Raw genomic sequence first — 25,000 nt, forward strand, 5'->3', positions numbered from 1 at the left:
AGAGGAGCGGCCCTTTTTCGTCAATCGGCGAACGGGTCGCGAACCAGGATCGTGTCGGCCCGCTCCGGGCTGGTCGATACCAGCGTTACCGGGCAGCGGATCAGTTCCTCTACACGGCGGATATACTTGATCGCCTGTGCCGGCAGCTCGGCCCAGCTGCGCGCGCCCGCGGTCGACTGCGACCAGCCTTCCATCACCTCGTACACCGGTTCGACCGCCGCCTGATCGGCCGCGTGCGCCGGGAAATAGTCGATAGTCTCGCCGCGCAGGCGATATCCGGTGCAGATCTTCACCTCCTCGAACCCGTCGAGCACGTCGATCTTGGTCAGGGCGATGCCGGTGATCCCGCCGACCGCCGCCGACTGGCGCAGCAGCACCGTGTCGATCCAGCCGCAGCGCCGCTTGCGCCCGGTGACGGTGCCGAACTCATGCCCGCGCACGCCCAGCCGCTCGCCAGTCGCATCCTCCAGTTCCGTCGGGAACGGCCCCGATCCGACGCGCGTGGTGTAAGCCTTGGCGATCCCGAGCACGAAGCCGACCGCTGCCGGCCCCAACCCCGATCCGCCGGCCGCTGTGCCCGCGATCGTGTTGGACGACGTGACGAAGGGATAGGTGCCGTGGTCGACGTCGAGCAGCACGCCCTGCGCACCTTCGAACAGGATGCGCTTGCCGCCCGCCCGCGCCGCGTTCAGATCGCGCCACACCGGCTTGGCGAAGGACAGGACGAAGCCGGCGATGGCGCGCAGCTCCTCGACCAGCGCCGCCCGGTCGATCGGCGCCACGCCGAAGCCAGCGCGCAGCGCGTCATGGTGCGCGCACAGCCGGTCGAGCTGCGGCCCCAGCGCGTCGAGATGCGCCAGATCGCACACCCGGATCGCGCGCCGGCCCACCTTGTCCTCGTAGGCCGGGCCGATGCCGCGGCGCGTGGTGCCGATCTTGCCGGCACCGGACGCATCCTCGCGCAGCCCGTCGAGGTCGCGGTGAACCGGCAGGATAAGCGCGCAGGTGTCGGCGATGCGCAGCGTCTCGGGCGTGGCGGACACGCCCTGCTCCGCCAGCCGCTCGATCTCCGCCTTCAACGCCCAGGGGTCGAGCACCACGCCGTTGCCGATCACGCTCGGCGTACCGCGCACCACGCCCGAGGGGAGAAGCGACAGCTTGTAGGTCTTGTCGCCGACGACCAGCGTGTGGCCGGCATTGTGGCCGCCCTGGAAGCGCACGACCATGTCGGCCCGCTCGGCCAGCCAGTCGACGATCTTGCCCTTGCCTTCGTCGCCCCACTGCGCGCCGATGACCGCTACATTCGCCATGATACAGGCATCCCCCTGCCGGGAGAACCCGACGCGCCCTTCGACAGGACTCGGTGCGCCGGGGGTGCCGATGATGCGGGGCGCGGGTAGCGGGACCGGTGATGCGGGTCAACCGGCAAGCGGCAGATTGCGGGAGTGGCATCGATACGCTATGTATGGCTTCGCCAAACGACATGGCTCTGGCCATTGGATGAACCCCCGTCATTGCCGTGATGGGGTCCAACCGTCGAAATGCCCCTGTTATGCCGGGCTCGTCTCGACATCCACGGCACTGCGAGGGCAGCGGCCTATGCGCCTGCGGATCGGTGGATGCCGGGACTAGCCCGGCATGACGGATAATCTCACGCGAAGGGGTGGCGAGAAGAAGTTCGTTCGCGCGAAGACGCGGAGGTGTTGCGCCCAGCCGCGCGGCAGCTGTTCATCATCGGCCAGAGATCGTGCGAGTACGCTGCCGCGCACGAGACCTCTTCGCGTCTCCGCGTCTCCGCGCGAACAAACTTCTTCCTGAAAACCTAGACCGCCCGGACCGCCCCGTCCCGCCAGACATGCGTCGCCAGCTGCGCTTCGGGCGTGTCGTCCGCCTCGAGCGCCCGCACCGTCACCCAGCCCTCTTGCCGCAGCGCCACGCCGTCGGCGACCGGCGTACCGTGCGGCAGGAAGATCCGCCGTCGCGCCGCAGCACCCCCAGGTAGTCCCAGCGCATCGGCGTAGAGCGAGAACCCCGTCGCCGCCTCCTCGCGCCCATCGGCATGGACGATGACATAGGTCCCGCCGCGCCCCAGCTCGCGTGCCGCCCCGGCCGCGAACAGCGAGAAGCCCAGCCACGACTGATACTCGAACCCGTGTCGCTCGGTCGGGTCCAGCGTCAGCGCCGCCGCGTCGCCCAGCGTCGCCGCGATCGCCTCCAGCGCATCGAGCCGGCTGGTCAGCACGCCCGCCCCGTCGAACGCCCGCAGCCGCGCCACCGCCGGCGCGAACGGTCCGGCCGCCGCGATCAGCGGCAGATAACCGGATGCGATCGCCGCGACGCCGCCGGCATCCTTCGCATCCAGCCGCTCGCGCAGCGCCTCGATCGCGTCGGGTGCCACCGGCAGCGGCCCGGCAGCGAGCGTGTCGACCAGGTCGGGCAGGGTGAAGTCGATCGAGATGTCCGCGACGCCCGCCGCCGCCAGCCCCTCGACCGCGACGCCGACCACCTCGCTCGCGGCATCCACCGTATCGAGCCCGATCAGTTCGGCACCGACCTGCCGCCGCTCGCGGGCGGGCGCCAGTTGCGAGGCGCGCAGACTCAGCACCGATCCGGCATAGGACAGCCGGACGGGGCGCGGATGATGCCCCATCCGCGTCGCCGCGATCCGCGCCACCTGTGCGGTCAGGTCCGGCCGGATCGCCAGCGTCGCCTGCCCGACGGGATCGACGAAGCGCACCGCATTGCCGAGCCCGCCGGCCTTCAGCCGCGTCGCAAGCTCGTCGGCGAACTCGGCGAGCGGCGGGTCGACCCGCTCATAGCCATGCAGCCGCGCCGCCTCCAGCACCCGCGCCTCCAGCCCGGCGGCAACGTCGGCGAAGGGCGGCAGGCGGTCGTGGAAACCCTCGGGGAGCAGGCCAGGCTTGGTCATGCCGCGCGCGATAGCGGCCGGGCGCGGGTGTGGCGAGGGGTGTTTCGCCATGGCACCCTCCGCTTCAAATCACGCCGGTCCGCGCCAGCGTAAACAGCACCACCGGCCACAGCACCGAGTTGACGATATCCTGCGTGGTGTCCGCAACGCGCCACGATCCGGTGCGTACCCGGTCGAACACCTCGTTCACCAGCTCGGCGGCGATGCACAGCGCCAGCGGCCAGATCGCGCCGACATCGCCCGCGACCGCGACGCCCACGACCCATATCAGCATGCCGACATGGACGTGGAGCGTCGCGTGGTCGAGCCCGGTGGCGTTCGCCAGCCAGACCTTGGCGCGGTTGTGGAGGGAGCCCTCCCCTTCGTTGCTCAGAACGACAGCCCCATCGCCGTCCGCACGCCGGGCAGCGCCTTCACCCGCGCCAGCAGTTCCGCCGTCACCGGCTCGTCGACCGACAGCAGCAGCACCGCCTCGCCGCCCGCCTGACGCCGGCCGAGGTGGAAGGTGCCGATATTCACCCCCGCCTCGCCCAGCGCGGTGCCGAGCCGGCCGATGAAGCCCGGCGCATCCTCGTTGACGACGTACAGCATCGATCCGACCAGATCGGCCTCGACCTTGATGCCGAACAGCTCGACCAGCCGCGGCGCCTGGTCGCCGAACAGCGTCCCCGCCACCGAGCGCTCACCGTCGGCGGTACGCACCGACACGCGGACCAGCGTGTGATAGTCGCCCTCGCGCTCCGAGCGGATCTCGCGCACCTCGACGCCGCGATCGCGCGCCAGCAGCGGCGCGTTGACCATGTTGACCGTCGCGGTCTGCGTGCCCAGGAACCCGGCGAGCACCGCGCTGGTGATCGGCTTCTGGTTCAGCTCCGCCGCCGCGCCCTCGGTATGGACCGAGATGCGGTCGATCGCGCCGGTCGACAGCTGCCCGACGAGCGAGCCCAGCTTCTCGGCCAGCGCCATGTACGGCTTCAGCTTGGGTGCCTCCTCGGCCGACAGGCTCGGCATGTTGAGCGCGTTGGTGACCCCGCCCGAGACGAGGAAGTCGGCCATCTGCTCGGCGACCTGGATCGCGACATTGACCTGCGCCTCGGTGGTGGACGCGCCCAGATGCGGGGTGGACACGAAGTTCGGCGTGCCGAACAGCGGCGATTCCTTGGCCGGCTCGGTCACGAACACGTCGAGCGCGGCGCCGCCGATATGCCCCGAATCGAGCCCCGCCTTCAGCGCCGCCTCGTCGATCAGGCCGCCGCGCGCGCAGTTGATGATCCGCACGCCCTTCTTCGTCTTCGCCAAATTCTCCGCCGACAGGATGTTGCGGGTCTGGTCGGTCAGCGGCGTGTGCAGCGTGATGAAGTCGGCGCGCGCCAGCAGCTCGTCCAGCGTCACCTTCTCCACGCCCATCTCGACCGCGCGCTCGGGCGTCAGGAACGGGTCGAACGCGACCACCTTCATCTTCAGCCCGCGCGCCCGGTCGGCGACGATCGAGCCGATATTGCCCGCGCCGATCAGGCCCAGCGTTTTGGACGTCAGCTCGACGCCCATGAAGCGGTTCTTCTCCCACTTGCCTGCCTGGGTCGAGGCATCCGCCTCGGGCAGCTGGCGGGCGAGCGCGAACATCAGAGCGATGGCGTGTTCGGCGGTGGTGATCGAGTTGCCGAACGGCGTGTTCATCACGACAACGCCCTTGGCCGACGCGGCGGGGATATCGACATTGTCGACGCCGATACCGGCGCGGCCGACGACCTTCAGGTTGGTCGCGTGCTCGAGGATCTCCTTCGTCACCTTGGTCGAGGAGCGGATGGCGAGGCCGTCATACTGGCCGATCATCGCCTTCAGCTCGTCCGGCGTCTTGCCGGTGATCTCGTCCACCTCGACCCCGCGCTCGCGGAAGATCTTGGCGGCCTGGGGGTCCATCTTGTCGGAAATCAGTACCTTGGGCATGTGGGGTTCCTTAAGATACCAGCCGTCATCCCCGCGGACGCGGGGATCCATAGCCGCTGACGTGGCGGCTCATTCGACAGCCTTGCGCGTATGGATTCCCGCCTTCGCGGGAATGACGAATTGGGTGTGAGTTAAGCAGCCTTCGCGGTCGCATAGGCCCAGTCGAGCCACGGCCCGAGCGCCTCGATGTCGGCGGTATCCACTGTCGCCCCGCACCAGATCCGCAGGCCGGCAGGCGCGTCGCGATAGCCGGCGACGTCGTACGCCGCGCCTTCCTTCTCGAGCAGCCCGGCCATCGTCTTGATGAACGCCTCGTCGGCGCCCTCGACCGTCAGGCAGACGCTCGTCTTCGACCGCGTCGCCGGATCGGCCGCCAGATGGCCCAGCCAGTCGCGGCTCTCGACGATCGCGTCGAGTGCGGCGGCATTGGCATCGGAGCGTGCGATCAGCCCGCCCTCGCCCAGCGACTTGCCCCATTCCAGCGCGAAGATCGCGTCTTCCACCGCCAGCATCGACGGGGTGTTGATCGTCTCGCCCTTGAACACGCCCTCGGCCAGCTTGCCCTTCGACACCAGGCGGAACACTTTGGGCAGCGGCCAGGCGGGGGTGTAGCTCTCCAGCCGCTCGACCGCGCGCGGGCCCAGGATCAGGACGCCGTGTGCGCCCTCCCCGCCCAGCACCTTCTGCCAGCTGAACGTCGCCACATCGATCTTCGCCCAGTCGATGTCATAGGCGAACACGCCCGACGTCGCGTCGGCGAAGCTCAGCCCCTCGCGGGTTTCCGGGATGAAGCCGGCGTTCGGCACGCGCACGCCGCTGGTGGTGCCGTTCCAGGTGAACAGCACGTCGTTCGACCAGTCGATCGCGCCCAGGTCGGGCAGTTGCCCATAATCGGCGCGGATCACGGTCGGGTCGATCTTCAGCTGCTTGACCGCATCCGTCACCCAGCCTTCGCCGAAGCTCTCCCACGCCAGCGCCGTCACCGGCCGCGCGCCGAGCATCGTCCACATCGCCATTTCGAACGCGCCGGTGTCGGAGCCCGGCACGATGCCGATCCGGTGCGTATCGGGCAGCTTCAGCACCTCACGCATCAGGTCGATGCAATGTTGCAGCCGCTGCTTGCCGATCTTCGAGCGGTGCGAGCGCCCCAGCGACGCCGTCGCGAGCTTCGCCGCATCCCAGCCGGGAGGCTTCGCACAGGGGCCGGAGCTGAAAAAGGGTCGAGCCGGCTTCGTAGCGGGCTTCTGCGCACCCCGAACGTCGGGGGCGGTGGCGGTATCCGTCAATGTATCTCTCCTTACAGAGAGCACGCGCCGCGTTGGGGCGGCGTGGCCCGTCGACGGCCCTAGAGGCGCCGCACCGGGCTGGCAAGCGCGCGTTGGGATAAACCGGTTCTTTCACCGGACGCGCCGGCTTGCGGGCGCCGCCCGGTCCGGGGCAAGAGCGGACCGTGGGGTGGCGGCGGCACAGCATCAATCTGGCGGGACTGGCGCTTCTCGCCGCGTGCGGCCGGTCGCAGGCGCCGCATCCGCCGCTCATCACGCGCGAGCCGATGAAGCCGCCCGCCGGCGAGACGGCGCAGTGCCACGCGGACCTGCGCCGAGAGGGCGTCGATTTCCGCATCCTGCCCGCACAGGATTTCGGCCAGGGCTGCGGCCTATACGGCGCGGTTCAGCTGACCGATATCGGCGTGCCGGTCACCGGGGTCACTGCGATGCGCTGCGGCAACGCGCGCGCCTTTGCCGCCTGGGTCCGCAACGCGGTCGCGCCGGCGGCGTGGCAGCTGCTCGGCTCGCCGCTCGCCAAGGTGGAGGGGATGGGCACCTATGCCTGCCGCAACATCATCGGCACCCGCGGCATGGGCGACCGCCGCTCCGGCCATGCGCTCGCCAACGCGGTTGATATCGGCGGCTTCGTGCTGAAAGACGGGCGGCGGATCACCATCCTGAACGACTGGAACACCGCCGACCCGCAGGTAAACCGCTTCCTGCGCACCATCCGCGCCTCGGCCTGCAAGCGCTACGGCACGGTCCTGTCGCCCGACTATAACGCCGCGCACCGCAACCACCTCCACCTCGAGGACGATGCTGCGCATTTCTGCCGCTAGCCTGTCACGGAAACTTGCTCTAACTCCCTCGGATGACTGATACCCGAGTACCCGCCCGCGTCTTTCCCCGCGCCAGCCAGGACGCCGAGAGCGCCAAGACCGTTATCTCCACCCCCCAGACCGAGAGCCCGGCCTACAAGATGGCGTTCCAGGACATGGACTTCCTGCTGCGCGAGGACCTGCGCCCGGTCCGTTTCCAGCTGGAGCTGCTGAAGGCGCAGCTGACGCTGAGCGAAGCGAAGATCGCCTCCACCTTCGTCTTCTACGGCTCGGCCCGCATTCCAGAGCCCGAGAAGGCGCATGCGCTCCTCGAGATGGCCAGCGACGACACGTCCCGCCGCATCGCCGAGCGGCTGGTCGCCAAGAGCAAATATTACGAGGTCGCCCGCGAGCTTGCCCGCATCACCAGCCGCCTGCCGCGCGATCACGAGGGCAATCGCCAGTTCGTCGTCTGCTCCGGCGGCGGCCCGTCGATCATGGAGGCGGCCAATCGCGGCGCGCACGATGTCGGCGCCGAATCGGTCGGGCTGAACATCGTCCTGCCGCACGAGCAGGCGCCCAATCCCTATGTCACCCCGTCTTTGTCGCTGCAGTTCCACTATTTCGCGCTGCGCAAGATGCACTTCCTCCTCCACGCCCGCGCGCTGGCGGCGTTTCCGGGCGGGTTCGGCACGTTCGACGAGCTGTTCGAGCTCCTCACCCTGATCCAGACCGGCAAGATCGCGCCGATCCCGGTGCTGCTGTTCGGCCGCGAGTTCTGGGAGAAGGTCGTCAATTTCGAGGCGCTGGTCGAAGAGGGCGTGGTGTCCGAGCGCGATCTCGGCATCTTCACCTATGTCGAAACCGCCGAGGAAGCGTGGGACGTCGTCCGCGCCTTCTACGACGACCGCGCCAAGCAGGACGGCTGAGCCCGGTTCATGGTCTTCTGCTCCCCTCCCAGGACACGGGAGGGGTTTGGTGGGCCGGCCCGCGAGAAGGTGCCTTCCCGGCCCCGCGTTCTGCCGCCTTGTCCGGGAGCTAGACCGCGTACGATCACCGGCTGATCCCGCGCGGCAGCCCTCGCCCTGAAATCGTCGACGCAGAGGACTGGTTACCCCGCGCGGAACACCTCGGTGTTTCCGCGCCCGCAACCAACCTCATTTCAGCGCCCCACTTGCGCCACCACGGCAGCCCTAGGTGCCGCCATCGCTGCCGCACGGCTGCGCTCCGCCCAGCGGCGCTGCTCCAGCAACTCCACGGTCCGCGCCGCCAGTGCCGACAGGTGCCGCCGCTCGCGGTCGCTGGTGCCGCTGCGCGGCTCGGTATCGAACACGCACACCGTCCCTACCCGCTGGCGGTTCAGTGCCTTGATCGGCGCGGCGGCATAGAAGCGGATATGCGGCTCGCCGATCACGAAGGGATTGGCCAGGAAGCGCGCATCCTTGCGCGTGTCGGCGACCACGGTCACGTCGTCGCTGTCCAGGATGTGCGTGCAGAACGAGATGGCGCGCGGGACGAAGCTGGCCTCGACGCCGAAGCGCGCCTTGTACCACTGGCGGTCCTCGTCGATGAACGACACGACCGCACTGGGAACGTGGAGGGCGCGGGCCGCTTCGAATGCGATCGCATCGAAAGCGGCCTCTGCCGGGGTATCAAGGACGCCGTAGCTTTTCAGCGTCGCTAATCGCAGCGTCTCTACCATCCGTCCCAGCCTCTATCGGTCTGGAATACGGACCTATTCTCGATCGGTTAACAAAAAGTAAAATATGACTTTTGCCGATCCGGTCTGGATCATTCGGTCCGGGCGCCCTTGCGCTGTGCTTCCGGATCGACCGAGGGCGCGCCGCTGGCCGGGGTGCCGGTGTTGGCGATGTCGCCCGTCTCGGCCTTGTTGTCCGCATCGACCGCATTGGCCGCCGCTGCGACATTGCCGCCGGCATCGGCCGCGGGCGCCTCGCCAGCAGCCGGGGCGGCGGGCAGCGGCAGGTTCGAGCCCTGGCTGTTGATATAGGCGATCACGTTCGCGCGGTCCTGCGGATTGGACAGGCCGGCGAAGGTCATCTTGGTGCCGTTGGCGAACTTGCGCGGCGAGGTCAGCCAGGCGTTCATCGCGTCGAACGTCCAGGTGCCGCCGACCGCCTTCAGCGCGTCGGAGAAGGCAAAGCCCGCCTTGCCCTGCGCGATCGCCTCGCCCAGCGTCCCGTACAGGTTCGGGCCGATGCCATTGGCGCCGCCCTGGTTGATCGTGTGGCAGGCCGCGCACTTCTTGAACACCTCGGCGCCCTTGGCCGGGTCCGCGGTACCGAGCAGCGAGGCGATCGGCACTTCGGCCGCGCCGCCGCCGGCGCCCTCTTCCTCGACGCCCTCGATCGGATAGCCCATCTTCTCGGGCCGGTGCCCGTCGAAGATCATGGTGCCGACGATCGCCGAGCCCAGCGCCACCATCCCCGCGCCCAGCGCCCATCCGGCGATCGTGTTGGTCTTCAGGTCCATCATTTGCCCCAGTATGCCCGGATTGCGCCGGAATGCTTTGCCGTCCCTTAGGAAAGCGTGGAGCCAACCGCAAGCCGCGCTTGATCGTTCCGGATCGGCCGTCCACAGGCGCAGGGCCATGCAGAACTTCGCCGCCCCCGCGCAAACCCTGGTCGCCGAGATGACCGCCGCCGCCGCCGCCGAGCCGCAGCGCGCCGTCGCCTTTCAGGGTGCGCCCGGCGCCAACAGCCACGTCGCCGCGCGTGAGGCGTTTCCGGACGGCCTGCCGCTCCCGTGTTTCGACTTCGTCGACGCGATCGACGCGGTGAAGGACGGGCGGGCCGACTGTGCGGTGATCCCGATCGAAAATTCGCTCCACGGCCGCGTCGCCGACATGCATTTCCTGCTTCCCGAATCGGGGCTGGCCATCACCGGCGAGCATTTCCTGCCGATCCGCCACGCGCTGATCGGCCGGGGTCCGGTGTCTGAAATCCGCCAGGCGATGAGCCACCCCCAGGCGCTCGGCCAGTGCCGCCACTGGCTGCGCGCGCACGGAATCGAGCCGGTCACCTATCCCGACACCGCCGGCGCCGCCGCGATGGTCGCCGAACTCGCCGACCCCGCGATCGCCGCCCTCGCTCCACCCGGCGCCGCCGCGCTCTATGGCCTGGACCTGCTCGCGACCGACATCGCCGACGCCGACCACAACATGACCCGCTTCGTCACGCTGGCGCGCGGCAGCCGTCCGGCGGTCGGCGAGGGTCCGTGGATGACGACGCTGATCTTCGAGGTGAAGAACATACCCGCCGCGCTCTACAAGGCGATGGGTGGCTTCGCGACCAATGGCGTCAACATGACCAAGCTGGAAAGCTACCAGCGCGGCGGCAGCTTCGCCGCGACCGAATTCTACGCCGATGTCGAGGGTAAGACCGGCGACCCCGGCTTCGACCGGGCGGTGGAGGAACTGGGGTTCCATTCGAAATGGGTCCGCCTGCTCGGAACGTACCGGCAGGCGCGGGCACGGGGGTGACCGGTCACCGCGGTGGAACCGGACACTACGTACCCGCTCGCGTGTCCGGTTCCGACGCTGCCACGCGCCGGTCGGAGCGGTTCGGGTGGCGCGGCGGATGATCGGCATGCGGGTGGCATAACAGGTGGGGGCGGGTGTAGGACATCGGGGGCAAGCCCATGCTGACCCTCCTCGCCCTTCTCCTCACCGCGCCGCCGATCTGCACGACGGTAAAGCAACCCTGCCGCGCCTGCACCGAGGTGAGGGGTAAGCGGGTGTGCTCCACCCTCGGCATCGCGTGCCAGCCGAAGGTGCGGGTGTGCAAGCCGGCTGCGGGCAAGGCGCCGGCGACAGACCCCGCGAAGGTGACGACGCGCGACCGCTAGGAGCACCTTGCGCAAGACGCCTGTCAGACCTATGTCTGCGACAAGGATTGGGCTTTCCCGGTCGACGTCAGGGCTTCGGATAACCGGAGCCCTTTCGTTTATGCGGCGTTCCCGATCAGGGGAAAATCTTAAACGCGCAGATGCGATCGGCAATGACATCATGGGCGCGGTTCGGCTGATCGGGCCTAATCGCGCGCAACGCCAAGGGGCGTGCGATCAGGTCGCTGAGTTGATGACCCGCCAGATTCGCTGCCTTGGAAACGAACAGCGGCTCCAGCGGTGTCCGCCCGAAGTCGACGGATCGCCAACCCCACCGCTTGTCGTTCGACGCCACGCGACGAAACTCCAATTCCAGCTGTCGATCCTCCTCCCGTCCACGCGCCTCGAACAGAACATGGGTCAGGCGTTCGCATTGACCATCGGCCACCAGCCGGTCGCTCAACTTCTCCATGCAGAAATGCATGGCGATCTCGTACGGGTTCCAAGGATCGGCGTACCGCGCCTTGTGCCTCACCTTATCGATGACCGCGCAATACGCATGAAATCGCGCGCCCGCCACGATTGCGTTCAAGTCTGCCATGAACGCCTCGCGCAGTGCGGCATCCTGCCGCAGAAAGGCGAAGGGGGGCGCCTGCTTGCGAATATCTCGTTCATGGAGAATCGCCGCGTCATGCCCGAAATACTTAAACTTCAGCCGTCGAAATGCGGGCTCGATCTCGGCAGCATAGGCGACCTTCTCGAAGACGCAGAATACGAGCGCGAAGACAGGAAATTGGGGGTCGATCGAGACAAGGCCATGGTGCCACTCTCATCCGCAAAGACGATGAAGTCACCGAACTCCTTTATCAAACCCTCGCTTATCGATCGGCTTACCCCGCCCACACGCCCAGCAACGTCCGCGCGATCGCATAGGGCGGTGGCGCCAGGAACGGCCCCGGCTCACCGGCCAGCACGGCGCGGACCTCGTCGCGCGTTACCCACATCGCGTCCTCCAGCTCGTTCGTATCCACCGTCAGCGTGTCGCTGTCGGCGGTGGCGATGCAGGCGATCATCAGTTGCGACGGGAACGGCCAAGGCTGGCTGGCGATGTAGCGCACGCCCGTGACGTGCACCCCCGCCTCCTCGGCGATCTCGCGCGCCACGGCTTCCTCGATCGCCTCGGCCGGCTCGACGAAGCCGGCGAGTGCCGAGTAGCGGCCCTCCGGCCAGCCCTTGCCGCGGCCGAGCAGCGCGCGGCCGTCATGCTCGGCGATCATGATGACGACCGGGTCGACGCGCGGGAAATGCTCGGTGCCGCACGCCGCGCAGCGCCGTCCCCAGCCCGCCCGGAACGGGGCGGTCGCCTGCCCGCAATTGGCGCAGAAGCCGTGGCGCGCATGCCAGTCGAGCAAACTCCGCGCCGCCGCATAGGTCGCCGCCTCGCCCGGCTGCAACCCGGACAGGACCGCCATCAGCGCCGGGCTGCGGATGGCCGGCACGTCACCCCGACCGCTCGCCGGCAGCAGCGCCGCGACATGCGCCCGCCCGCCGTCCATCCCCAGCAGCACCGGCTCCGCCCCCGGCGGCGCATCGGCATAATCGCCCCAGGCGAGCAGCCCCTCGCCGGTCACCTGCGGCGTCAGTCCGTCGAGCAGCAGCATCCGCGCCCCCGACAGCGCCGCCGCCAGCGCCTCGGGATCGTGCCGCAACCGGTCCGCCCGGTCGAGCCGCCCGCCGGTGAACCCGATCGTCGTCCCACTCATCGGGGCGACGTCGTCCCGTGCAGCCGCATCGCATCCTGCATCAGCGCGGCGGTGACGTCGCGGCGCAGCGGATACTGGTCGGCCGGGAAATAGTTGACCATCACCGTGCCACGCACCTTCTTGACCGGGTCGACCCAGGCGATCGTCCCCGCCGCGCCGCCCCAGCCATAGGTGCCCTTGCCCGGAAACCCGCCCGGTCCGTCGGCGAGGTAGACCGATCCGCCCGCGCCGAATCCCATCGGCGCCGCCGCCTGCGTGCCACCGGTGCCGCCGCCGACCTCGCCGAAGGTCACGCCATCGGGCAGCAGGTTCGACATGCCCAGCCGCACCGTTTCCGGCTTCATCACCCGCACGCCGTCCAGCGTCCCCTCGTCCAACAGCATGTGCAGAAACCGGTCGTAGTCGCGCGCCGACATCACCAGCCCGGCGCCGCCATAGGGAAAGCTCGGCGGCTGCAGCCACACCGAGGTCGCGCCCGGATCGAGCGGCGCGCGCGAACCGAGGGTGAAGGCATAGTTGGTCGCCAGCCGCCCAGCCGCCGACGCCGGCACCGTCCAGTAGCTCGACCGCATCTTCAAGGGGTCGAACAGCCGTGTCTGGACGAAGCGCTCGAACGGCATACCGCTCGCCTTCTCGATCACCGCGGCCAGCACGTCGAGCCCGATCGAGTAGCTCCACTTCGTCCCCGGCTCGGCGATCAGCGGCATGGTCGCGACCCGCTCGGCAAAGGCGGCGAGCGTCGCCGGCCGGGTGGCGCGCGCCTTTGCCTCGACCTCGGCATTGACGGTGGCGGGTACCAGGCCGAGCCGCTCATATTCCTTCAGCAGCGGCCCCTTGGTCACGATCGTATAGCCCAGACCAGCGGTATGGGTCAGCAGATGGCGCACCGTGATCGCCGTCTTCGCCGGCACCGAATCGAGGCTGGTATCGGGGCTGGTCAGCACCCGCATCTTGGCAAAGCCCGGAAAGAAGTCGCTGATCGGCTGGTCCAGCTTCAGCCTGCCATCCTCGATCATGATCATCGCCGCCATGCCGGTGATCGGCTTGGTCATCGAATAGACCCGCCACAGGCTGTCGGGTCCCGCCGCCGCCGCGCCCCGATCGTCGGAGATACGGCCCGCCGCCGGGAACAGCGTCGGCGCGTCGCCCACGCCGAACGCCCCGACGATCCCCGGCATCTTGCCGTCGCGGACATACCCATCGAACAGCGCCTGCGTGTGCGGCAGATATGCCACGGCCGTCGGGGCCTGAGCGGCCGGACGTGGTTGCGGCTGCGGCGCCTGCGCCACCAGCGGCGCGGCGAGGAGCGACAGGATCAGCGGTGCGGCAGCGAGCGTCTTCATCGGTCACTCTCCAATATGGCCCGAACGGCCTTGGCGAACAGCGTCGGCAACCCCGCCGATTCGACATCGGCGACCGGCCACCACTCCCCCTCGCCCTGCGGCGTTCCGCGCCCGATCGCAAGGGATAGCGTCAGGTCGAAATGGGTGAAGCCGTGCGCCACCGTGACGGGCAGGACGCGCCAGTCGGTGGCGGCGGGTGCGTCGGCGAGCAGCGGCGGCTCTTCGCTCCACGACCCGGTCGGCAGCGCCCGCATCCCGCCGAGCAGGCCCTTGGGCGGGCGGCGGACGAGCCACACCGAACCCGTCATGCCGGGACCGTCCCCCTCCAGCCAGAACACCGTCCCGAACCGCGCCGGTCGCGCCTTCTTCTTCGCCTTCACGGGCAGCCGCTCCGGCTCTCCCTCCGCGAAGCCGCGACACTCCTCCCGCAACGGACACAGCAGGCAGCGGGGCCGCTTCGGCGAGCATATCGTCGCCCCCAGATCCATCATCGCCTGTGCGAAGTCCCCGGCCCGCAGTGTCGGCGTGATCGAATCCGCCGCCGCCCGGATCGCCCCGCGGGCGCCCGGCAGCGGTGCGTCGATGGCGAACAGCCGCGCCACCACCCGCTCGACATTGGCGTCGACCACCACCGCCCGCTCACCGAACGCGATCGCCGCCACCGCGGCCGCCGTGTACGCCCCCAGCCCCGGCAGCGCCCGCAACTCCGCCTCGGTCGTTGGAAATGCGCCGCGATGGTCATCAACGACCGCGCGCGCCGCCTTCACCAGGTTGCGCGCCCGGGCATAGTAACCCAGCCCCGCCCAGGCGGCCATCACCTCGCCCTCGTCCGCCGCCGCCAGGCTGGCCACGTCCGGCCAGCGCGCGACCCAGTTCTCGAACCGGGGTCGCACCGCCGCGACGGTGGTCTGCTGCAGCATCACCTCCGACAGCCACACGCGGTACGGATCGGCCGTCTCGCCCGGCCGCGCCCGCCAGGGCAGCACCCGCCCATGCGCGTCGTACCAGGCGAGCAGTTCGGCACCGATGGAAGATCGCTTGGCGTCCACCCGCCCGCTATGGCATGGGGACCGGCATGAGCAAGCGCGACGGCGCCACCCCCACGATCAGGCGCCCCGCCCCGCGCGCCAAGCCACCAGCCGAGCCGGTGCGCTCCAACCGCGCGCGCGCCGTGTCGGAGCTGCTGCCGGCGATCGGCGGCGCCGCATTCCGGCGTTTCGGCTTCGTGCAGTCCGCGCTGGTCAGCCGCTGGCCGGAGATCGTCGGCGAGAAGCTGGCGCGCGCCTCCGCCCCCGAATCGATCCGCTTCCCCGTGGGTCAGAAGGCGGACGGCACGCTGACCCTGACCGTCCACGGCGCCTATGCGGTGATGATCCAGCACGTCGTGCCGGAGATCGTCGAGCGGGTGAACCGCTTCTTCGGCTACACCGCCGTCGCCCGCATCCAGATCCGCCAGGGCGAGATTGCCGCCACCGCCGGTGCGATCCGCCGCGCGCCCGCGGGCATCCGTGCCGTGCCCGAGGAAATGGGCGAGGGCCTGAAATCGATCGCCGACCCGGAACTGCGGGCGGTGCTGGAATCGCTGGCCGCGGGCGTCGCGGCGACCCGCGGGCTTCCCAAGGTATCCTGATGCGTCTGAAATTCGGCTTGCTCGCCCTGCTCCTCCTCGCCCCGACCCTGACCACGGCCGCGCCGCCGCGCGACTGGTCGGCGGTCGCGACGATGAAGCCTGACGGCGCCTATGTCCTCGGCAGTCCCGCGGCGAAGGTAAAGCTGGTCGAATGGGCCAGCTATACCTGCCCGCACTGCGGCCACTTCGCCACCGAATCGGCACCGGTGCTGAAGGACCGGATGATCCGCTCCGGCTCGACCAGCCTCGAGGTGCGGCACCTGGTCCGCGATCCCGTCGACCTCGCCGCCGCGATCGTGGTGCGCTGCACCGGCGCGCGTGGCTTTGCCGCCACCAACCTTGCCGTCTTCGCGCAGCAGGAGAAGTGGATGACGCAGGCCAACACCTTCCTCCAGGCCAATGGCGAGCGGCTCGACAAGCTCCCCCGCGCCGCCGCGTTGCGCCAGGTCGCCGACGGCACCGGCCTGACCGCAATCGGCAAGGCGCATGGGCTGACCGAGCCGCAGGTCGCCGCCTGCTTCGCCGACCAGGCCGCGATCGACAAGCTGCTGGCGCTGAGCGCAACCGTACCGGCAGAGGTCACCGGCACTCCTACCTTCTTCCTCAACGGCAAGTTGCAGCCGCAGGGCACCTGGGCGCAGCTCCAGCCCGCGCTCGCCGCCGCCGGCGCCCGCTGATTCCCTCAGGAGCCATTCGCATGAAGCACGTCCTCCCCCTTTCCGCCGCGATCCTGCTCGCCGCCTGCTCGGGCAGCGGCGATGGCAACAGCAGCAGCCCCGCCGCCCCCGTCGCCGCGGTCCCCGCCCCGGCCGGCCAGAACTGGACCGAGACGGTGACGAAGACCGAAGAGGGCTATCGCATGGGCAACCCCAATGCCGCCATCAAGCTGGTCGAATATGGCTCGCGCACCTGCCCCGTCTGCGGCGCCTTCGCGCGCGAGGGGTTCCAGCCGCTGACCAGCAACTACGTCGCGTCCGGCAAGGTCAGCTTCGAATTCCGCGACTATATGGTCCACGGCGCCCCCGACATCGCGCTGGCGCTGCTCGGCACCTGCGGCGACAATCCCGCCACCTTCTTCCCGATCCTGGAACAGACCTACGCCGTCCAGTCGACCTTCCTCGACAAGCTCCAGGCCCTCGACCCCGCCACCCAGCAGGCGCTCCAGTCGCAGGCGCCGGCCCAGGCGGTGGCGACCCTTGCCGACAAGATCGGCGCGGTCGAGTTCATCAAGCAGCGCGGCATCCCGGAGGCGAAGGCGCGCGCCTGCCTGGCCGACGGCAAGAAGCTGGAGGCGATCACCAAGCCGACCGAAACCGCCACCGCCAATGGCACCGTGACCGGTACCCCCACCTTCATCATCAACGGCGATACCGCGCCCGGCGTCGTCACCTGGCCCCAGCTCGAGACCGCCCTGAAGCGCGCCGGGGCGTAAGCTCGCCTCGCCGCACCGACTTTCCGTTCGGGGGAAGCGGTGCGGCGAGGTCGCGCGTCAGAAGGCGAAGCGTACCCCGCCGACCGCGCTGTGGTTGCGCACGTCCAGGTTGACCCGGATGTCGCCGGTCGTCCCGCTGATGCTGCCGCGGTCGCCGCTCACCGTGCCGCCGATCCGTCCGGCCACCGCGTCGGCCGCCACGCTCGTATAGCGATACTCGCCGAACACCCCGATCGACCGCGTCAGCATCAGCTTGACGCCGCCGCCCACGCGCAGCCCCCAATCGCCGCTCATGTCGCTGTCGGTGATGAGGTAGGCCGGCCCCGCGAACGCATAGGGCTCCAGCCCGTCGCGCGGGATGCGTAGCATCGCCAGCGCCGACAGCGTCGCCGTGGTCGGCACCGTCACGCGCGGAATGTCCACCGATACCAGCCGCCCGGGATCGATCACCACCTCCTCGCCGAACACCCGTTCGTCGAACCGCAGGTTTGCGGTGGCGCGAATGGTCTGGCGCTTCACGTCCGGATCGAGGGTCGCTGCATCGAACGCGACGCCGAACGCGCCGAACCAGTGGCCGACGCGCGCGCCGTAGATGGTGGACCGGGTCGGCTCCAGCCGCTCGACATCGACCCGCAGCTGCGCGGGCACGATCGCCCCGTTCACGCGCGCCTCGTCGGCGATGATCGTCGCGGCGGTGCGCTCGGGAAAGGAGCGCCCGGCGAACAGGTCGACGAAGGTCTGCGCCTCCGCACCCGGCGCCGTCGTCATGCCGCCCGTCATCGCCATGGCGGCGAGTGCCGCCCCCATTCGTAAACCCATGATTTCACGTCCCCGTTGATCCAGGTCACAAGCATCGTCGCTGCCGGACGTTCCCGGCCTTGCTGGCGATGGCACGGGAACGTATATCGAACGGGATGGCGCAACTCGACACTCGCGAGAAGCTGGCGATCCTAGCGGACGCGGCGAAATACGACGCCTCATGCGCCTCGTCGGGCACGCAGAAGCGCAACTCGCGTGACGGCAAGGGGCTGGGCTCGACCGAGGGGATGGGCATCTGCCACGCCTATGCTCCCGACGGCCGCTGCATTTCGCTGCTGAAGATCCTGCTGACGAACAGCTGCATCTTCGATTGCCATTACTGCATCAATCGTAAGAGTTCGAACGTCCGCCGCGCCCGCTTTACCGCGCAGGAGGTGGTGAACCTCACCATCGCCTTCTACAAGCGCAACTATATCGAGGGGCTGTTCCTCTCCTCGGGTATTATCCGCTCGTCGGACTATACGATGGAACAGCTGGTCGAGGTCGCACGCTCCTTGCGCGAGGATCATCATTTCCGCGGCTATATTCACCTCAAGACCATCCCCGATGCCGATCCGGAACTGGTTCGCCTTGCCGGGCTCTACGCCGACCGGATCTCGATCAATGTCGAACTGCCCACCGCCGGCGGCCTGAAGCGCCTCGCCCCCGAAAAGGACGGTACCCGGATCGAGGGCGCCATGGCCGATGTGAAATCCTCGATCGCCGACAATCGCGACGCGACGAAGAAGTACAAGTCCGCCCCTCGCTTCGCTCCCGCAGGCCAGTCGACCCAGATGATCGTCGGCGCCGATGCTGCGACCGACGGCGACATCGTCCGCAAGGCGTCGACCCTCTACGATCGCTTCGGCCTGCGCCGCGTCTACTATTCCGCGTTCAGCCCCATTCCGGACGCCAGCGCCGTCCTGCCGCTGCAACGACCGCCACTGATGCGCGAGCACCGGCTCTACCAGTCGGACTGGCTGATGCGCTTCTACGACTTTCAGCCACACGAAGTCGTCGCCGCCGCCGACGAGGCAACGGGCATGCTGCCGCTCGACATCGATCCCAAGCTCGCCTGGGCGCTGAAGTTTCGTGACCGCTTCCCCGTCGACATCAACCGCGCCCCGCGCGAGATGTTGCTTCGCATTCCGGGACTGGGCGTCAAGGCGGTGGGCGCTATCCTCACCAGCCGCCGCTGGCGTCGCCTGCGCCTCGACGACGTCGCGCGCCTTACCGTGTCGATCGCGAAGCTGCGCCCCTTCATCGTCACCGATGACTGGCGCCCGGTCATGCTGACGGATCGCGCCGAACTGAAACCGCTGGTCGCGCCGAAGAAGGAACAGCTCGAACTGTTCGCGGCCTGACGTCCTGTCGGGCGGGCCCGCCTCGGCATGACGAAGGCGGATCGAACCTGCGGTCCGCCGCACGAAGAAACCAACCACGGTCCCAAACGCTGAAACCCGAGCCATGCGCGTCGTAACCATCCCCCAGCCCGACGATTTCGACGCGTGGCGCGCCGCCGCCCGCGATCTCGCCGCGGCCGAGGTGCCGCCCGAAGACGTGGTGTGGCAGGTCGGCCCCACCCCAACGGACCTGTTCGCCGGAGAGGACAACGCCCACGCGCCGCCGCCTGCCACCGCTGCCTTCTCCGTCCCCCGCGCCTTTATCGACCTCGCCCGCAGCGTCATCCTGTCGCACGAGCCGGAGCGGTTCGCGCTCCTCTACACCGCACTCCACCGCCTTCGTCGCGAGCCGCGGCTGATCGACGACCGGGCCGATCGCCTCGTCCGCCGGCTCGACGAGATGGCCAAACAGGTCCGCCGCGACATCCACAAGATGCGCGCCTTTCTCCGCTTCCGCGAGGTGGACGAGGGCGGCACCCCCCGCTTCGTCGCCTGGTTCGAGCCCGAGCACCACATCGTCCGCGCCAACGCCGCCTTCTTCGTCAACCGCTTCGCATCGATGCGCTGGTCGATCCTGACGCCGGAGGTGTCGCTCCACTGGGACGGGCAGATGCTGTCGGAAGGCCCCGGCGCCAAGAAGGCCGATGCGCCCGAGGGCGATCCCACCGAGGAAGTGTGGAAGACCTATTACGCCAGCATCTTCAACCCCGCCCGCGTCAAGATCGGCGCGATGCTGAAGGAGATGCCGCGCAAATACTGGAAAAACATGCCCGAAACCGCGTTGGTGCCGCAACTGATCGCCGGCGCACAGGCACGGGAGAGCGGCATGATCGAGCAGGCGCGCACCGCCCCCCATGACGGGATCGGCGGCAATATCGAGTTGGCATGGCAGGCCCTGCGCGAGGAGGCCGCCGGCTGCACCCGCTGCCCGCTCTACAAGCCCGCGACCCAGACCGTGTTCGGCGAGGGGCCGGTCGACGCAGCGATGATGTTCGTCGGCGAGCAACCCGGCGATCAGGAGGATCTGGCCGGGCATCCGTTCGTCGGCCCCGCCGGGCAGGTGTTCGATCGGGCCATGGCCGACGCCGCGATCGACCGGTCGCGCGTCTATGTCACCAATGCGGTCAAGCACTTCAAATACGAGCAGCGCGGCAAGCGCCGCATCCACGCCAAGCCGAACGGCGGCGAGATCGACGCCTGTCGCTGGTGGATAGAACAGGAACGGATGCTGGTCCGCCCGCAGGTGACGGTCGCACTGGGCGCCACCGCTGCCCGCTCGCTATTCGGCCGCGTCATGACGATCGGCCGCGAGCGCGGCCGCGCGATCCCGCTGCCCGAGGGCGGCGCGGCGTGGATCACCGTCCACCCCAGCTACCTCCTTCGCCTGCCCGACAAGGTACAGGCGGAGGAGGAATATGCCCGCTTCGTCGAGGACCTGAAACTGGCCCACGCTTCGCTGGGGTGATGCTCGCCACGCCCTATGGGTGTTCCCGCGAAGGCGGGGACCCAGTGCATTCGAGGAGCCACGACTCCAGCCAAAAAGAGCACTAGGCTCCCGCCTCTGCGGGAGCACGGGGGGAGGGAAGCACCGCCCTAATCCACTCTGTCATCCCGGCGAAAGCCGGGACCCATGGTCACGCAGAGCTACCGTACCGCGCCGACGCCAGCCTTACCGCGTCCCTGGGTGCCGGCGTCCGGCGGGATGCCGATAGAGCGCTTCTCCACGGGTACCCCCGTCAGCACCGACCACCCGACCGGCAGGTAATCCGCCGCCATGTAGAAATAGAACACGCAAGTTCCGTCCGCGCGGTAGCTGCCGCCCTTCACGATCCCCAGCGCCGTCGTCCCCAGGAACACCGGCGCGCCGCTGTCGCCCGCCTGACAGGTCGGCCCCGCCACCGTCACCCAACTGGGCGTACACGGCCCGCCGCACAGGTCGCCTGCCGGCGCGAAATCGACCAGCTCGACTGTCGCGCAGCTATATCCGGTCCGCTCCCCCCGGTGGCACACCACATCGCCTGCGCGCGTACTGTCGCGCCGTTCGACCGCCAGCACCGGCCGCGCCACCGTCTTGGCGGTGTCGGCATAGATCAGGGGCGCCACCGCCGCGGTGGTCGTGTGCAACTGCACGTCCTGATAACCCCAGCCCCACTGCCCCTCGAACGTCAGCGGCACATCCCCCGCCGCCGGATCGACATAGCGCAACTCGTCCGGGCAGTGCGCCGCCGTCACCACGCCGTTCCGCACTCCATCGGTCACCGCGAAGCCGGTGGTGCAGGCATATCGTTTCCCATCCGCCGGGCTGACCCCGATCACCCGCGCGCCGCCGATCACCTCGCCTGCCATGTTCTGCTCCGGCTCCAGGTCGGGCCGCCCGATCACGCGGATGCGTACCGGCACCCCGGCGATCGCCGCCATCCGGTCGGCCAGCGCCACCGCGTCCTCGGCGACAAGATCGGCGGGGGAGGCCATCACGACCAGCTGTCCGCTCCGCGGATCCACCCCGATGCCCGGCGGCCGACGCAGCGCCGCGCGGATCTCCGCCTGATGGGTGGCGATCGCCGCGACCAGCTGGGCGCGCGTGGCCAGCGCGCCGGTGCGAAAGATCACCGGCACCGTCATGCCGCCAGCCGGCACGATCCGCGGCGCCACCGGATCGATGCCGGTCAGGAGCACGACGATGCGGTACGGCTCCTGCTCGATCGCAATTCCCGCCAGCCGGTCGCGGAACTCTGCCGCGAGCGCATCGGTCGCCGCCACGCTCTCCTGCTGCGCACGCAGCCGCCGCAGCGCCTCGTCCAGCGGCAGCGAGCGCAGGGCGGCATAGGCGGCGGCATCCTGCGCCAGCGCATCCCCGGGCGTCTGGATCACGGGCGCCGCCGCGGCAGGCGCGGCGAACAGCAGCAGGGCGGCAAGCATCAGGCGGCGGAACACCGGCACCCTATCGCCCCGCTCGCGTATATGCGCGCTGAACGAGCCCTTCCACCCCCAACATCGTGCTCCCGCGAAGGCGGAGACCCAGTGCCTTTGCCCTAAGCGCACAAGGTCACTGGGTCCCCGCCTCCCCGGGGACACATACCAGGGGGTGGGTGGCGCTATCGGCTATACGCCTTGGGCAGCGCCCCCTCGTCCGGCGTCAGATACCGATCGCGCAGCCGGTTCTGGCGCGAGCGGGTCGGCTGCGGCTTGCCGTCGATCCACACCGCGACCGGCAGCGACGACAGTTCCAGCGGATCGCCGTCCCACAGCACCACGTCCGCGCGTCGCCCGGCGGTCAGCGAGCCGATCTCGCCATCCACGCCCATCACGCGCGCAGGCCCAGAGGTGATCGTCGCGAACGCCTGGCCCCAGCTCAGCCCCGCCGCACCCGGTATCTTGCCGATCGCCACCAGATTGCCGGCGAACTGGGCCAGCCCATGCTCGCCGCCGCTGCCGTCGAACAGCACGCCCACGGTCACGCCCGCGCGCTGGAGCCGCCCGACATTGCTCTCTGTCGCGGCCAGTTGCTCGAACGACGCCGGCAGGTCGGCGATCGCGGAGGCCATCACCGGCACCCGCGCCGCTGCGATCTCGGGCGCGACCATCCAGCCCTCGGCCGCGCCGGCCAGGATCAGCTTCAGCCTGGGGAAGCGTTTCGGCAGGGTCAGTACCTGGCGGATATCGCTCGCCCGCTCGACATGGACGACCAGCGGCATCCGCCCGTCCAGCACCGGCAGCAGCGCCTCCGCATCCGCCCGCTTCAGCAGCGCGTCGCGGCTGCGCCCGTCGAATCCCTTGGGATCCCGCCGGAAATCCTCCGCCTGCGCGAAGGCGTCGAACAGCATCGCATAGGCCGCCGGGCGGCTGCCCCCCGCCCGATCCGCCCCCGTCTCGCCCAGCTCGACGAACTGGAAGGCGCGCGGGCGGGTGACTGGATCGGCATCGTCGCCCAAGTCGATGATCGCCCCCTGCCCGGCGAAGATCGAGCCGCGCGCGTCGGCCGACACGATCGCGCGGGTCACCCCGCCCGCCCGCTCGTTGCCGATGATGACGCTGTTGGGGTTGATCGCGGTCGCGACGTCGAGCGCCGCCGAGAAGGGCGAGTTGCGCGCGCCCGAGTCGTTGCTCTCCTGCACGCCGCCGACATCGACCAGCCCCAGGCTGCCGATCCCCGCGACAATCCCGGGCGTCACCCACTTGCCCGTAGCATCGACCGTCTCGGCCCCCGCCGGCACCGCTACGCCGCGCCCGGCCGCGACCACGCGCCCGTCGCGGATCACCACCGTGCCGCCCGGGATCGGCGCCGACCCGTCGCCGATCGCGACCGTGCCGCCGGTGATCGCGATCGTCTGCGCCGCCACGGGTGCCGCCACCAGAGCGGCGGAGAGAAGCATGAGCGCCTTCACTTCACGTCTCCTTCGCCCGGCTGGCCCAGCTCGAAATCGCTCACCGGCCGTCGCCGCGGGTCGAGCGCGTCGTAGAGCATCGCGCCGTCCACCCACACCTTCTCGGGCCGCGAATAGACGCTCAGGGGGTTGCCGTTCCACAGCACCACGTCGGCCATCTTGCCCGGCTTCAGGCTGCCGGTCCGATCGGCGATCCCCAAGGCCCTGGCCGGATTGTACGACAGCCAGCGCCATGCCGCGGCATCCGACACGTCGACGCCCGCGCGCCGTCCGGAGGCGAGCGCCTTGGCCACCTCCTGGTTCAGCCGCTGGATGCCGTTGGCGTCGTCGGAATGGATCATCGCGCACGCCCCCGCCTTTTCCAGCAGGGCCAGGTTGGCGCTGATCCCGTCGTAACTTTCCATCTTGAACCCGTACCAGTCGGCCCAGACCGCGGCGCAGGTGTCGTTCTGCTTCAGCAGGTCGGCGATCTTGTACGCCTCGACCGCGTGGTGGAACGCGGTCACCTTGTACCCGAATTCCTTGGCCATATCCATGACGATGGCCATCTCGTCGGCGCGGTAGCAGTGGTTCTGCACGCGGATCTCGCCCGACAGCACGCCGCGCAGCGTATCCATCGCGATGTCGCGCTCGGGCGGATCGCCGCCCTCGTCCTCATACTTGTCCCATTTCCGCTTGTAGCTGGCGGCGCGTGCCCAGGTCGCGCGGTCGACCGCGACATTGCCCATCCGCGTCGCGGGCTTGCGCCCCTTGGATCCATAGACGCGCTTCGGATTCTCGCCGCAGGCCATCTTCAGCCCGTATGGCGCGCCCGGAAACTTCATCGCCTGCATCGTGCGGGCATAGACGTTCTTCAGCACCACCGATCGCCCGCCGAACAGGTTCGCGGAGCCGGGCAGGATCTGCAGCGTCGTGACGCCGCCATTGGCCAGCGCCCGGCCGAAGCCGGGATCCTGCGGCCACACGCTATGCTCGGCCCAGACATCTGCGGTGACCGGATCGGTCGCCTCGTTGCCATCAGAATTCGCCTCGACGCCGGGGCTGGGATAGTCGCCCAGATGGCTGTGGATGTCGATGATGCCGGGCGTCACCCACTTGCCCGTCCCGTCGATCACCGTCGCACCGGCCGGCGCCTCTAGCGTCTGCCCAACCGCGACGATCTTGCCATCGGCGAACAGCACCGACCCGCCCTCTATCCGGCCGCCCTCGCCGTCATAGACGGTGACGTTGGTCACCAGCGTCGGCACCCCTGGATAGGCGTGATAGGTCGAGGGGAAGGGATCATGCGCATAGCCCTTGTCGCGACCCAGCGCCGATGCCTTTTCGCCCTTCGACGAAGCCGATTTCGGCCGCTCGCCGCCGCCATCGGCCGCGCACCCCGCCAGCAGGGCGAGCACCGCTGCCGACATCCATAGCCTCACCCTCATGCCGCCCCCTG

At 69.3% G+C, this 25,000-nt stretch carries 24 protein-coding genes; 9 read left to right on the plus strand and 15 right to left on the minus strand.

What is annotated here, in order from left to right:
* Positions 1-20 precede the first annotated feature (20 nt).
* The 5 genes from Q5H91_RS08675 to Q5H91_RS08695 all read right to left on the minus strand — a co-directional run bounded on the left by Q5H91_RS08675 (position 21) and on the right by Q5H91_RS08695 (position 6,162).
* Complete coding sequence (locus tag Q5H91_RS08675) at positions 21-1,310, minus strand: adenylosuccinate synthase (RefSeq protein ID WP_305172995.1); 1,290 nt, start codon at positions 1,308-1,310, stop codon at positions 21-23.
* Positions 1,311-1,822: 512 nt separating this feature from the next.
* The gene (locus tag Q5H91_RS08680) at positions 1,823-2,929 is read right to left on the minus strand and encodes an ATP phosphoribosyltransferase regulatory subunit (RefSeq protein ID WP_305172996.1); all 1,107 of its coding nucleotides are present in this window, start codon (positions 2,927-2,929) and stop codon (positions 1,823-1,825) included.
* A gap of 64 nt (positions 2,930-2,993) precedes the next feature.
* Positions 2,994-3,203 (minus strand): hypothetical protein, encoded by a 210-nt coding sequence (locus tag Q5H91_RS08685; protein ID WP_305172997.1) that lies wholly within the window; start codon positions 3,201-3,203, stop codon positions 2,994-2,996.
* A gap of 95 nt (positions 3,204-3,298) precedes the next feature.
* Positions 3,299-4,876, minus strand: a complete 1,578-nt coding sequence (gene serA / locus Q5H91_RS08690; RefSeq protein ID WP_305172998.1) for a phosphoglycerate dehydrogenase — start codon at positions 4,874-4,876, stop codon at positions 3,299-3,301.
* A 131-nt stretch (positions 4,877-5,007) separates the two neighbouring features.
* A complete protein-coding gene (locus tag Q5H91_RS08695) occupies positions 5,008-6,162 on the minus strand; it encodes a phosphoserine transaminase (RefSeq protein WP_305172999.1) in 1,155 nt (384 codons plus the stop codon).
* Between the two features lie 164 nt (positions 6,163-6,326).
* Here Q5H91_RS08695 and Q5H91_RS08700 point away from each other — a divergent pair, with 164 nt between their 5' ends.
* Together Q5H91_RS08700 and Q5H91_RS08705 are read left to right on the plus strand one after the other, a co-directional pair.
* Positions 6,327-6,983 (plus strand): extensin family protein, encoded by a 657-nt coding sequence (locus Q5H91_RS08700; protein ID WP_370655247.1) that lies wholly within the window; start codon positions 6,327-6,329, stop codon positions 6,981-6,983.
* A 32-nt stretch (positions 6,984-7,015) separates the two neighbouring features.
* Positions 7,016-7,891: an LOG family protein gene (locus Q5H91_RS08705; protein ID WP_305173000.1), complete on the plus strand. Its 876-nt coding sequence runs from the start codon at positions 7,016-7,018 to the stop codon at positions 7,889-7,891.
* A gap of 233 nt (positions 7,892-8,124) precedes the next feature.
* On the opposite strand, the gene Q5H91_RS08710 is transcribed toward Q5H91_RS08705, so the two are convergent.
* Together Q5H91_RS08710 and Q5H91_RS08715 are read right to left on the minus strand one after the other, a co-directional pair.
* Positions 8,125-8,664, minus strand: a complete 540-nt coding sequence (locus Q5H91_RS08710; protein ID WP_305173001.1) for a GAF domain-containing protein — start codon at positions 8,662-8,664, stop codon at positions 8,125-8,127.
* A gap of 89 nt (positions 8,665-8,753) precedes the next feature.
* Positions 8,754-9,455 carry a c-type cytochrome gene (locus Q5H91_RS08715; RefSeq protein WP_305173139.1) on the minus strand — a complete coding sequence of 234 codons (702 nt, stop codon included), beginning with the start codon at positions 9,453-9,455 and terminating at the stop codon, positions 8,754-8,756.
* Positions 9,456-9,573: 118 nt separating this feature from the next.
* On the opposite strand from Q5H91_RS08715, the gene Q5H91_RS08720 reads away from it, so the two are divergent.
* Complete coding sequence (locus Q5H91_RS08720; protein ID WP_305173002.1) at positions 9,574-10,464, plus strand: prephenate dehydratase; 891 nt, start codon at positions 9,574-9,576, stop codon at positions 10,462-10,464.
* 158 nt (positions 10,465-10,622) lie between these two features.
* Positions 10,623-10,829 (plus strand): hypothetical protein, encoded by a 207-nt coding sequence (locus tag Q5H91_RS08725; RefSeq protein WP_305173003.1) that lies wholly within the window; start codon positions 10,623-10,625, stop codon positions 10,827-10,829.
* Positions 10,830-10,944: 115 nt separating this feature from the next.
* Here the strand turns inward: Q5H91_RS08725 and Q5H91_RS08730 are convergent, their stop codons facing one another.
* The 4 genes from Q5H91_RS08730 to Q5H91_RS08745 form a co-directional block, all read right to left on the minus strand.
* The gene (locus tag Q5H91_RS08730; RefSeq protein WP_370655252.1) at positions 10,945-11,613 is read right to left on the minus strand and encodes a DUF3800 domain-containing protein; all 669 of its coding nucleotides are present in this window, start codon (positions 11,611-11,613) and stop codon (positions 10,945-10,947) included.
* A gap of 85 nt (positions 11,614-11,698) precedes the next feature.
* Entirely contained in the window at positions 11,699-12,571 is an 873-nt protein-coding gene (gene nudC, locus Q5H91_RS08735; RefSeq protein WP_305173005.1) for an NAD(+) diphosphatase, read from the minus strand.
* Positions 12,568-13,914, minus strand: coding sequence for a serine hydrolase domain-containing protein (locus Q5H91_RS08740; protein ID WP_305173006.1), 1,347 nt, complete (start codon positions 13,912-13,914; stop codon positions 12,568-12,570). Before Q5H91_RS08740 ends, nudC begins: the two co-directional genes overlap by 4 nt.
* Positions 13,911-14,963, minus strand: coding sequence for an A/G-specific adenine glycosylase (locus Q5H91_RS08745; RefSeq protein ID WP_305173007.1), 1,053 nt, complete (start codon positions 14,961-14,963; stop codon positions 13,911-13,913). Before Q5H91_RS08745 ends, Q5H91_RS08740 begins: the two co-directional genes overlap by 4 nt.
* Positions 14,964-14,989: 26 nt before the next feature.
* On the opposite strand from Q5H91_RS08745, the gene Q5H91_RS08750 reads away from it, so the two are divergent.
* Genes Q5H91_RS08750 through Q5H91_RS08760 form a run of 3 tightly spaced genes read left to right on the plus strand, consistent with a single transcriptional unit; the run spans position 14,990 to position 16,976 of the window.
* A complete protein-coding gene (locus Q5H91_RS08750) occupies positions 14,990-15,544 on the plus strand; it encodes a DUF721 domain-containing protein (RefSeq protein ID WP_370655248.1) in 555 nt (184 codons plus the stop codon).
* Positions 15,544-16,221, plus strand: coding sequence for a DsbA family protein (locus tag Q5H91_RS08755; protein WP_305173009.1), 678 nt, complete (start codon positions 15,544-15,546; stop codon positions 16,219-16,221). The genes Q5H91_RS08750 and Q5H91_RS08755 overlap by 1 nt, the downstream gene beginning before the upstream one ends.
* A gap of 20 nt (positions 16,222-16,241) precedes the next feature.
* On the plus strand, positions 16,242-16,976 hold the full coding sequence (locus Q5H91_RS08760; protein ID WP_305173010.1) for a DsbA family protein: 735 nt from the start codon (positions 16,242-16,244) through the stop codon (positions 16,974-16,976).
* Positions 16,977-17,033: 57 nt separating this feature from the next.
* Here Q5H91_RS08760 and Q5H91_RS08765 read toward each other — a convergent pair whose 3' ends face one another.
* Positions 17,034-17,795, minus strand: a complete 762-nt coding sequence (locus tag Q5H91_RS08765) for a porin family protein (RefSeq protein ID WP_305173011.1) — start codon at positions 17,793-17,795, stop codon at positions 17,034-17,036.
* A gap of 95 nt (positions 17,796-17,890) precedes the next feature.
* Here Q5H91_RS08765 and Q5H91_RS08770 point away from each other — a divergent pair, with 95 nt between their 5' ends.
* Both Q5H91_RS08770 and Q5H91_RS08775 read left to right on the plus strand, forming a co-directional pair.
* On the plus strand, positions 17,891-19,138 hold the full coding sequence (locus Q5H91_RS08770; protein WP_305173012.1) for a putative DNA modification/repair radical SAM protein: 1,248 nt from the start codon (positions 17,891-17,893) through the stop codon (positions 19,136-19,138).
* A 103-nt stretch (positions 19,139-19,241) separates the two neighbouring features.
* Entirely contained in the window at positions 19,242-20,642 is a 1,401-nt protein-coding gene (locus Q5H91_RS08775; RefSeq protein WP_305173013.1) for a UdgX family uracil-DNA binding protein, read from the plus strand.
* Positions 20,643-20,821: 179 nt separating this feature from the next.
* On the opposite strand, the gene Q5H91_RS08780 is transcribed toward Q5H91_RS08775, so the two are convergent.
* The 3 genes from Q5H91_RS08780 to Q5H91_RS08790 form a co-directional block, all read right to left on the minus strand.
* Positions 20,822-22,111 carry a chymotrypsin family serine protease gene (locus tag Q5H91_RS08780; protein ID WP_305173014.1) on the minus strand — a complete coding sequence of 430 codons (1,290 nt, stop codon included), beginning with the start codon at positions 22,109-22,111 and terminating at the stop codon, positions 20,822-20,824.
* A 161-nt stretch (positions 22,112-22,272) separates the two neighbouring features.
* Positions 22,273-23,562 carry an amidohydrolase family protein gene (locus tag Q5H91_RS08785; RefSeq protein WP_305173015.1) on the minus strand — a complete coding sequence of 430 codons (1,290 nt, stop codon included), beginning with the start codon at positions 23,560-23,562 and terminating at the stop codon, positions 22,273-22,275.
* The gene (locus Q5H91_RS08790) at positions 23,559-24,989 is read right to left on the minus strand and encodes an amidohydrolase (RefSeq protein WP_370655249.1); all 1,431 of its coding nucleotides are present in this window, start codon (positions 24,987-24,989) and stop codon (positions 23,559-23,561) included. Before Q5H91_RS08790 ends, Q5H91_RS08785 begins: the two co-directional genes overlap by 4 nt.
* Positions 24,990-25,000 lie beyond the last annotated feature (11 nt).

The organism is Sphingomonas aurea, assembly GCF_030678875.1.
GTDB lineage: Bacteria > Pseudomonadota > Alphaproteobacteria > Sphingomonadales > Sphingomonadaceae > Sphingomonas > Sphingomonas aurea.

Coding starts and splice junctions, on each gene's coding strand:
- Q5H91_RS08675 (WP_305172995.1), bottom strand. CDS start 1,310: ATGGCGAATGTAGCGGTCATCGGCGCGCAGTGGGGCGACGAAGGCAAG.
- Q5H91_RS08680 (WP_305172996.1), bottom strand. CDS start 2,929: ATGACCAAGCCTGGCCTGCTCCCCGAGGGTTTCCACGACCGCCTGCCG.
- Q5H91_RS08685 (WP_305172997.1), bottom strand. CDS start 3,203: ATGCTGATATGGGTCGTGGGCGTCGCGGTCGCGGGCGATGTCGGCGCG.
- serA (WP_305172998.1), bottom strand. CDS start 4,876: ATGCCCAAGGTACTGATTTCCGACAAGATGGACCCCCAGGCCGCCAAG.
- Q5H91_RS08705 (WP_305173000.1), top strand. CDS start 7,016: ATGACTGATACCCGAGTACCCGCCCGCGTCTTTCCCCGCGCCAGCCAG.
- Q5H91_RS08710 (WP_305173001.1), bottom strand. CDS start 8,664: ATGGTAGAGACGCTGCGATTAGCGACGCTGAAAAGCTACGGCGTCCTT.
- Q5H91_RS08715 (WP_305173139.1), bottom strand. CDS start 9,455: ATGGACCTGAAGACCAACACGATCGCCGGATGGGCGCTGGGCGCGGGG.
- Q5H91_RS08720 (WP_305173002.1), top strand. CDS start 9,574: ATGCAGAACTTCGCCGCCCCCGCGCAAACCCTGGTCGCCGAGATGACC.
- Q5H91_RS08725 (WP_305173003.1), top strand. CDS start 10,623: ATGCTGACCCTCCTCGCCCTTCTCCTCACCGCGCCGCCGATCTGCACG.
- nudC (WP_305173005.1), bottom strand. CDS start 12,571: ATGAGTGGGACGACGATCGGGTTCACCGGCGGGCGGCTCGACCGGGCG.
- Q5H91_RS08740 (WP_305173006.1), bottom strand. CDS start 13,914: ATGAAGACGCTCGCTGCCGCACCGCTGATCCTGTCGCTCCTCGCCGCG.
- Q5H91_RS08750 (WP_370655248.1), top strand. CDS start 14,990: ATGAGCAAGCGCGACGGCGCCACCCCCACGATCAGGCGCCCCGCCCCG.
- Q5H91_RS08755 (WP_305173009.1), top strand. CDS start 15,544: ATGCGTCTGAAATTCGGCTTGCTCGCCCTGCTCCTCCTCGCCCCGACC.
- Q5H91_RS08760 (WP_305173010.1), top strand. CDS start 16,242: ATGAAGCACGTCCTCCCCCTTTCCGCCGCGATCCTGCTCGCCGCCTGC.
- Q5H91_RS08765 (WP_305173011.1), bottom strand. CDS start 17,795: ATGGGTTTACGAATGGGGGCGGCACTCGCCGCCATGGCGATGACGGGC.
- Q5H91_RS08770 (WP_305173012.1), top strand. CDS start 17,891: ATGGCGCAACTCGACACTCGCGAGAAGCTGGCGATCCTAGCGGACGCG.
- Q5H91_RS08775 (WP_305173013.1), top strand. CDS start 19,242: ATGCGCGTCGTAACCATCCCCCAGCCCGACGATTTCGACGCGTGGCGC.
- Q5H91_RS08790 (WP_370655249.1), bottom strand. CDS start 24,989: ATGAGGGTGAGGCTATGGATGTCGGCAGCGGTGCTCGCCCTGCTGGCG.